Genomic DNA, 6,955 nt, shown 5'->3' with positions numbered 1-6,955 from the left:
CCGATCAGGCAGTCGAAGCGGTGTTCTTCGATGGCTTCGAGCAGCGTCACCGTCTGGTGGCCGTTGCGCGACTCCAGCGGATGCGCCAGGCGGATGGTGCCGCGCTTGATGCTGTCTTCCAGGTGGCCCACCACCAGGCGCTCGCCCATCTCGGCCACGCGGCGGTCTCGGAACTCGATCACTTCAGGGAAGTTGTGGCCGGTGTCCACGTGCAGCAGCGGAAACGGCAGCTTGCCCTTGAACTCGTTGGGCTGGCTGCGGTCGGGGCGCAGCTTGAAGGCCTTTTCGGCCAGGCGCAGCACCACGCAGGAGTCTTTGCCGCCCGAGAACAGCAGGGCGGGGCGCTCGAAGCTGGCCGCCACCTCGCGCAGGATGAAGATGGCCTCTTCCTCGAGGTGGTCGAGGTGGGCATGGTCGAGCTGCGGCAGCAGCTGTTCGACGGAAAGCGGAGCGTTCATCGTGGGGCTCATCGGTTCAACAGGGTCGACACCTCGGCGGGGGCGTCATGGACATGCAGGCCGCATTCCTTGGCGCCTTCCTGCTCCCACCACCAGCGGCCGGCGCGGAAGTCTTCGCCCAGGGCCACGGCGCGGGTGCAGGGCGCGCAGCCGATGCTGGGGTAGAACTGGTCGTGCAGCGGGTTGTAGGGCACCTGGTGCTGGCCGATGTAGTGCCACACGTCGCCCCAGGCCCATTCGGCCAGCGGGCTGTACTTGGTGCGGCCGTTGGGCTCATGCTCCACGAACTCCACCGCCGCGCGGTCGTTCGACTGCTCGCGCCGCAGGCCGGTGATCCAGGCGTCGCGGCCGGCCATCATGCGGCCCAGCGGTTCGAGCTTGCGCACGCCGCAGCAGGCCTTGCGCAGTTCCACGCTCTGGTACATGGCCTTGGGGCCATGCTGGTTCACGAAGTGGATCACCGCTTCGGCCGGCGGGCTGAACACCTCCACCGGCAGGCCGTAGTGCTGCTCGATGCGGCCGATCAGGGCCACCGTCTCGTCGTGCAGCGCCTGGGTGTTGAGCGTGGCCAGCGCAACGGGCAGCCGGTGGCGGGCGATCAGGTCGGTGATCACCATGTCCTCGGCGCCCAGGCTGGTGCCCTGCACCACGCTGCCGGGGTGCTCGGCGGCGGCTTGCTGCAGCACGGCCAGCGTGCGGGCCAGCTTGGCCTCGAAGTCGGCGCTGGGCCGGGCGTTGAGGGTGATCGCGTTCATCTCAGGCCTGCTCCGCGCCGCTGCGGGCGAACAGCGGCTGGTGCTGCAGCACGTCGCCCTGGTAGTGGGCCGGGAAGGGCGCCGGAAAGCTGGCCAGCAGCCGCTGGGCGATGTCCAGCTTCTGGTCGCCGCGCAGCACCACGGCGTCGAAGCCGGTGCGCTGCAGCAGCGGCAGCATGTCCACCACCACATCGCCGGTGGCGCGCACTTCGCCGGCAAAGCGGTAGCGGCGGCGCAGGATGCGCGCCTGGCTGTAGGCGCGGCCGTCCACCCACTTGGGGAACTGCAGCACCACCAGGCCCAGGCGCGGCAGGCAGGCTTCCAGGGTTTCGATGTCGGCGTCGTTGGGCACGATGACGCCGGCCTTCACTTCGGCTGGCCAGTGCTCGCGCACGGCATGCCATTGCTCCAGCGTCAGCAGGCGGTTGGGGCCCGGGTTGGGGTGCGGCATCGGGCCGTCTTCGCCCACCACGGTGTGCCAGGCGTCGCGATGGGAGTCGATGAATTTCATGGTCGGTCTCGTCCGGGTTCAGGCGGCGCGGGCGGTGCTGCGGCGCACGGCGTCGGCGGCGGCGCGGAAGGGCGGCACGCCCAGGCGGCGGGCGGTGTCGATGAAGCGCTCGCCGGGGGCGCGCTCACGCTTGTAGGTGGTGATCACGGCTTCCACCGCGTCGGCGATCTCGTCGGCCGCGAACGAGGGGCCGATGACCTTGCCCGGCGTGGCACCGCCGCTCAGCGTGGAGCCGTCGGAGCCGGCCACCGTGAGCTGGTACCACTCGGCACCGTCCTTGTCGACGCCCAGCACGCCGATGTGGCCGCTGTGGTGGTGGCCGCAGCTGTTGATGCAGCCGCTGATGTGCAGGTCGATGTCGCCGATGTCGTGCAGCTCGTCCAGGTCCTGGTAGCGCTCGGTCAGCTCGGTGGCCAGCGGGATGGAGCGGGCATTGGCCAGCGCGCAGAAGTCGCCGCCGGGGCAGGCGATCATGTCGGTCAGGTAGCCGATGTTGGGCGAGGCGAAGCCGGCCGCCTTGGCCGCTTCCCACAGTGCGAACAGCTCGCTCTGGCGCACCCAGGGCAGCAGCAGGTTCTGGTCGTGCGTCACGCGCAGCTCACCATGGCTGAAGCGGTCGGCCAGGTCGGCCGCCAGGTCCATCTGGCTGCCGGTGGCATCGCCAGGCGCCTGGCCGGGCCGCTTGAGCGACAGCTGCACCGCGCGGTAGCCGGCCACCCGGTGGCCCACCACGTTGCGCTGCAGCCAGCGGTCGAAGCCGGCCGGCGCATCGGCCGGCAGCGCCACTTCATCGGCCGGGGCCACGCCGGCCGGCACCACGAAGTTGGCGGCCACGCGGTCGAACTCAGCCTGCGGAATGATCTGGGCGTCGCCGTCGGTGTCGCGCGCCAGGATGGCCTGGAACTCGGCGTTCACCGCGTCGAAGAACTTCTGGCCCTCGGCCTTCACCAGGATTTTGATGCGGGCCTTGTACATGTTGTCGCGGCGGCCGTAGCGGTTGTACACGCGCACCACCGCTTCCAGGTACACCAGGATCTGCTGCCAGGGCACGAAGGCGTTGATCAGGCTGCCGATGATGGGCGTGCGGCCCATGCCGCCGCCGACGAACACCTTGAAGCCCACCTCGCCGGCCTCGTTCTTGACCAGGTGCAGGCCCACGTCGTGCCACAGCGTGGCGGCGCGGTCTTCCACGGCGCCGGTGACGGCGATCTTGAACTTGCGCGGCAGGAAGGCGAACTCGGGGTGCAGCGTGCTCCACTGGCGCAGCAGCTCGCAGTAGGGGCGCGGGTCGACGATCTCGTCCTGCGCGATGCCGGCCAGCGCGTCGCTGGTGATGTTGCGGATGCAGTTGCCGCTGGTCTGGATGCCGTGCATGTCCACCTCGGCCAGCAGGTCCATCACGTCGGCACCCTTGTCCAGCGGAATCCAGTTGTATTGCAGGTTCTGCCGGGTGGTGAAGTGGCCGTAGTCGCGGTCGTACTCGCGTGCGATGCGGGCCAGCTGGCGCAGCTGGCGGCTGGCCAGCTCACCGTAGGGCACGGCCACCCGCAGCATGGGCGCGTGGCGCTGGATGTACCAGCCGTTTTGCAGCCGCAGCGGGCGGAATTCGTCGTCGCCCAGTTCGCCGCGCAGGTTGCGCTCGAGCTGGTCGCGGAACTGCGCCGCACGGGCGCGGACGAACTGGCGGTCGAAGTCGGTGTACTGGTACATGCTGGGTTCAGTGAATCACTTTGAGGCCCGCGGTGACGAGCGCTGCAGCCAGCAGCGCGCGCACCAGGCGTTCGGGCATGGATTTGGTGAGCCTGGCGCCGAGCCAGATGCCCGGCAGGGAACCGACCAGCAGCGCTGCCAGCAGGCTCCAGTCGACGTTGCCGAGCGTGGCGTGGCCGATGCCCGCGACGAGCGTGAGCGGCACCGCATGGGCAATGTCGGTGCCCACCAGCCGGTGGGCAGGCAGGCGAGGATATAGCAGCAGGATCAGCGTGGCGCCGATGGCCCCCGCGCCGATGGAGCTGAGCGACACCAGCACGCCCAGCAACAGGCCGCACAGCAGCGTGAGCAGCGGCTTGCGCGATTCAGGAATCCAGCGCTCCAGCCGCAGGCCGATGGCCAGCCAGGCTTGGCGGTAGGCCACCGTCACCGCGGTGAGCAGCAGCGCGATGCCCAGCGCGAAGGTGAGGGTGCCGGCCCACTGCTTGGTGATGCCGGTGGCATGCATCAGCCCGATGGTGGCCAGCGCCGCCGGGATGCTGCCGGCCAGCAGCAGGCCGGTGATGCGGTAATCCACATGGCCGTGGCGGTGGTGGGCCACAGCGCCGCCGGTCTTGGTGACGGCGGCAAACCACAGGTCGGTGCCGATGGCCACTGCCGGGTGCAGCTTGAACACGCCCATCAGCAGCGGCGTCATCAGCGAGCCGCCGCCGACGCCCGTCATGCCGACGATGGCACCGACGCCGAAGCCGCTGAGCACTGCCATCCAGTCCATGTGTGTTCCGCAAGTCCAATAGCATGCACGGGCCCTTCCCGTGCGCAGACCGGCACTGTAGGGACCGCATATATATTTGAGAAGAACGAATAAGTTGCTTGCTAATGCCTCTGAAGAATTAAGCGGCCGCCGCCGTGTGCTCGCGCTGCTGGGCGCGCTGGCACTGGCCGGTTGTGCCACCGCCCCGCCGCCGGCCGCCCCGGTGCCGCCACCGCCCCCGGCGGCGCCACCCCCGCCACCCCGCCCGCCGCGCATCGGCCTGGCACTGGGCGGCGGTGCCACCCGCGGCTTTGCGCACATCGGCGTCATCCAGGTGCTGGAAGAAGCCGGCATCAAGCCCGACCTGGTGGCCGGCACCTCGGCGGGCAGCCTGGTGGCCACGATGTACGCCGCCGGCCGCAGCGGCGCCGAGTTGGCCAAGGTGGCGCTGGCGATGGACGAATCGGCCATCACCGACTGGGCGTTTCCGGGCCGCGGCCTGATCCGCGGCGAAGCGCTGGCGCGCTATGTGCGCGAGCAGACCGGCCAGCGCACCATCGAGCAGCTGCCGATGCCGCTGGGCATCGTGGCCACCGACCTGGACAACGGCGAGCCGGTGCTGTTCCGCCGCGGCGACGCGGGCACCGCGGTACGCGCCTCCAGCGCGGTGCCGGCGGTGTTCCAGCCGGTCAGCATCAACGGCCGCGAGTATGTGGACGGCGGCCTGGCCTCACCGGTGCCGGTGCGCTTTGCCCGGCAGATGGGCGCCGAATTCGTGATCGCGGTGGACATCTCCAGCCCGCCCGACGGCAATGCCACCGGCGATGCGATGCGCATGCTGCTGCAGACCTTTGCCATCATGAGCCGCAGCATCAACACCTTCGAGCTGCGCGACGCCGACGTGGTGGTGCGCCCGAAGCTGGTGGGCGTCTCGAGCGCCGACTTCACCGTGCGCCGCAAGGCCATCGCCGCCGGCCGCGAGGCGGCGCTGGCGGTGCTGCCGGCCATCAAGCAGAAGATGGCGCTGGCGAGCCGGTAGGGCGCGCTTCGGGCGTGGGGGCTCCATGAAAGAAAAAGGCCCGGTGCGAACCGGGCCTTGAAACGGTACGCCGGCCTGCGCCGGAAGGTACCGAGGAGACAACCAGAAGATCAGGCGGCCGTGGCGCGCTTGGCCTTGGTGGCGGTGGTCGAAGCGGCCTTGACAGCGGTGTTGGTCAGCGCGGTCAGGTTGGCTTCGGCCACGTCGGCGGCTTGCTTGGCGGCCTTGTGCACGCTTTCGAACGCGTTGTTGGCGGCGGCGACAGCCGACTTCACCAGGGCGACGGCGTTTTCGCTGCCGGCCGGGGCGTTCTTGGCGGCGCTGTCGACCACGCTCATGAACTTGCGCTGGGCGTCGGCCATCTGGGCTTCAGCGACCTTGGTCACTTCGGCGCTGGTGGCGGCGGCGATGTCGTACACGTGGCGGCTGTAGGCAGCGGCCTTCTCGGCCACGGGCTGCAGCATCGAGGTTTGCAGCGCGATCAGCTCTTGCGCGTCCTTCACCGACAGGGCGGCGGTGGTGGTTTCAGCGGCTTCGCCCATGGCGGTCTTGGCCACTTGCATGTTCAGTTCGACCAGCTTCTCGACGCCTTCGAACGCCTTGTTGGTCAGGCCGAACAGGGTTTCCAGGTTGGCCTTGTGGGCGGCGAGCATTTGTTCAGGGGTCAGCATGAAATTCTCCATTTGAAACAGGGACTTGCTGGTGCCTGAACAGCGTTTGCTGCACTGCACCATGACCTGAAGTATAGGGACCGTTGGCCCCATTGCAAGCTGTTTTGTTGCGGCGCAGCAAAGTCTAGGGTCCGGGGCCTAAAACACCCCCGGCCGGGCCCGGCGGCCACCGACCGCCACAATCGACCCACGATGCAGGCGTACTACTCCGACCACTTCGTGCTGCCGCTGCCGCCGAACCACCGGTTCCCGATGTCCAAGTACCGGCGCCTGCGCGACCGGGTGCAGGCCGAGGTGCCCGGCCTGGTGCTCACCGAGGCGGTGGCCGCCACCGACGACGAGCTGCTGCTGGCCCACACGCCGCACTACGTGCAGTCGGTGGTCGATGGCCTGCTGTCTGCGGCCGAGCAGCGCGAGATCGGCTTTCCCTGGTCGCCGGCGATGGTGGAGCGCTCGCGCCGCTCGGTCGGCGCCACCGTCTGCGCCGCCCGTACTGCGCTGGCCGAAGGCGTGTCGGCCCAGCTGGCCGGCGGCACCCACCATGCATATGCGCACAAGGGCAGCGGCTTTTGCGTGTTCAACGACGTGGCGGTGGCCGCCCGACTGATGCAGGCCGAAGCCCACCGCCAGCGCCGGCCCTTGCTGCGGGTGGCGGTGATCGACCTCGACGTGCACCAGGGCAACGGCACCGCGTCCATCTTTGCCGACGACGACAGCGTATTCACGCTGTCGCTGCACGGGGCGCGCAACTTTCCGTTCCGCAAGGAGGCCAGCGACCTCGACCTGGAGCTGCCCGACGGCTGCACCGACGCGCTGTACCTCGACACGCTGGACCAGGCCCTGCACATGCTGTGGCTGAGCCACGCGCAGGCGCTGCCCGGGCTGGTGTTCTACCTGGCCGGCGCCGATCCGCACGAGGGCGACCGGCTGGGCCGCCTCAAGCTCACGGATGCCGGCCTGGCCGAGCGCGACCGCCGCGTGCTGGCCGCCTGCCGCGAGCGCGGCGTGCCGGTGGCCATCAGCATGGCGGGCGGCTACGGGCATGTGATCGACGACT

8 protein-coding genes are annotated in these 6,955 nt (G+C 69.5%); 2 read left to right on the top strand and 6 right to left on the bottom strand.

Translation table 11 applies throughout. The features are described 5' to 3' along the window. From ABNT58_RS25705 to ABNT58_RS25685, 5 genes are all read right to left on the bottom strand, one after another. The coding region (locus tag ABNT58_RS25705) for a phosphoadenosine phosphosulfate reductase family protein (protein WP_348756224.1) at window positions 1-458 on the bottom strand (458 nt) is incomplete at its 3' end. An 8-nt stretch (window positions 459-466) separates the two neighbouring features. Continuing rightward, entirely contained in the window at window positions 467-1,213 is a 747-nt protein-coding gene (locus ABNT58_RS25700) for a phosphoadenylyl-sulfate reductase (RefSeq protein WP_348756223.1), read from the bottom strand. Between the two features lies 1 nt (window position 1,214). Then, a complete protein-coding gene (locus ABNT58_RS25695) occupies window positions 1,215-1,724 on the bottom strand; it encodes a DUF934 domain-containing protein (protein WP_348756222.1) in 510 nt (169 codons plus the stop codon). A gap of 18 nt (window positions 1,725-1,742) precedes the next feature. After that, window positions 1,743-3,434, bottom strand: coding sequence for a nitrite/sulfite reductase (locus tag ABNT58_RS25690; RefSeq protein ID WP_348756221.1), 1,692 nt, complete (start codon window positions 3,432-3,434; stop codon window positions 1,743-1,745). 7 nt (window positions 3,435-3,441) lie between these two features. Then, window positions 3,442-4,209, bottom strand: a complete 768-nt coding sequence (locus ABNT58_RS25685; protein WP_348756220.1) for a sulfite exporter TauE/SafE family protein — start codon at window positions 4,207-4,209, stop codon at window positions 3,442-3,444. A 136-nt stretch (window positions 4,210-4,345) separates the two neighbouring features. Between ABNT58_RS25685 and ABNT58_RS25680 the strand changes: the two genes are divergently transcribed. Further along, window positions 4,346-5,227, top strand: a complete 882-nt coding sequence (locus tag ABNT58_RS25680) for a patatin-like phospholipase family protein (RefSeq protein WP_348756219.1) — start codon at window positions 4,346-4,348, stop codon at window positions 5,225-5,227. Window positions 5,228-5,337: 110 nt separating this feature from the next. On the opposite strand, the gene phaP is transcribed toward ABNT58_RS25680, so the two are convergent. Continuing rightward, window positions 5,338-5,898, bottom strand: a complete 561-nt coding sequence (gene phaP, locus ABNT58_RS25675) for a TIGR01841 family phasin (protein ID WP_348756218.1) — start codon at window positions 5,896-5,898, stop codon at window positions 5,338-5,340. A gap of 192 nt (window positions 5,899-6,090) precedes the next feature. Here phaP and ABNT58_RS25670 point away from each other — a divergent pair. Further along, on the top strand, window positions 6,091-6,955 hold an 865-nt coding region (locus ABNT58_RS25670), incomplete at its 3' end, for a histone deacetylase (RefSeq protein ID WP_348756217.1).

This window comes from uncultured Aquincola sp. (assembly GCF_964001545.1).
Classification (GTDB): domain Bacteria; phylum Pseudomonadota; class Gammaproteobacteria; order Burkholderiales; family Burkholderiaceae_C; genus Aquincola.
Note: the sequence above shows the minus strand (reverse complement) of the source record. Positions and strands in the feature narration are given on the sequence as shown.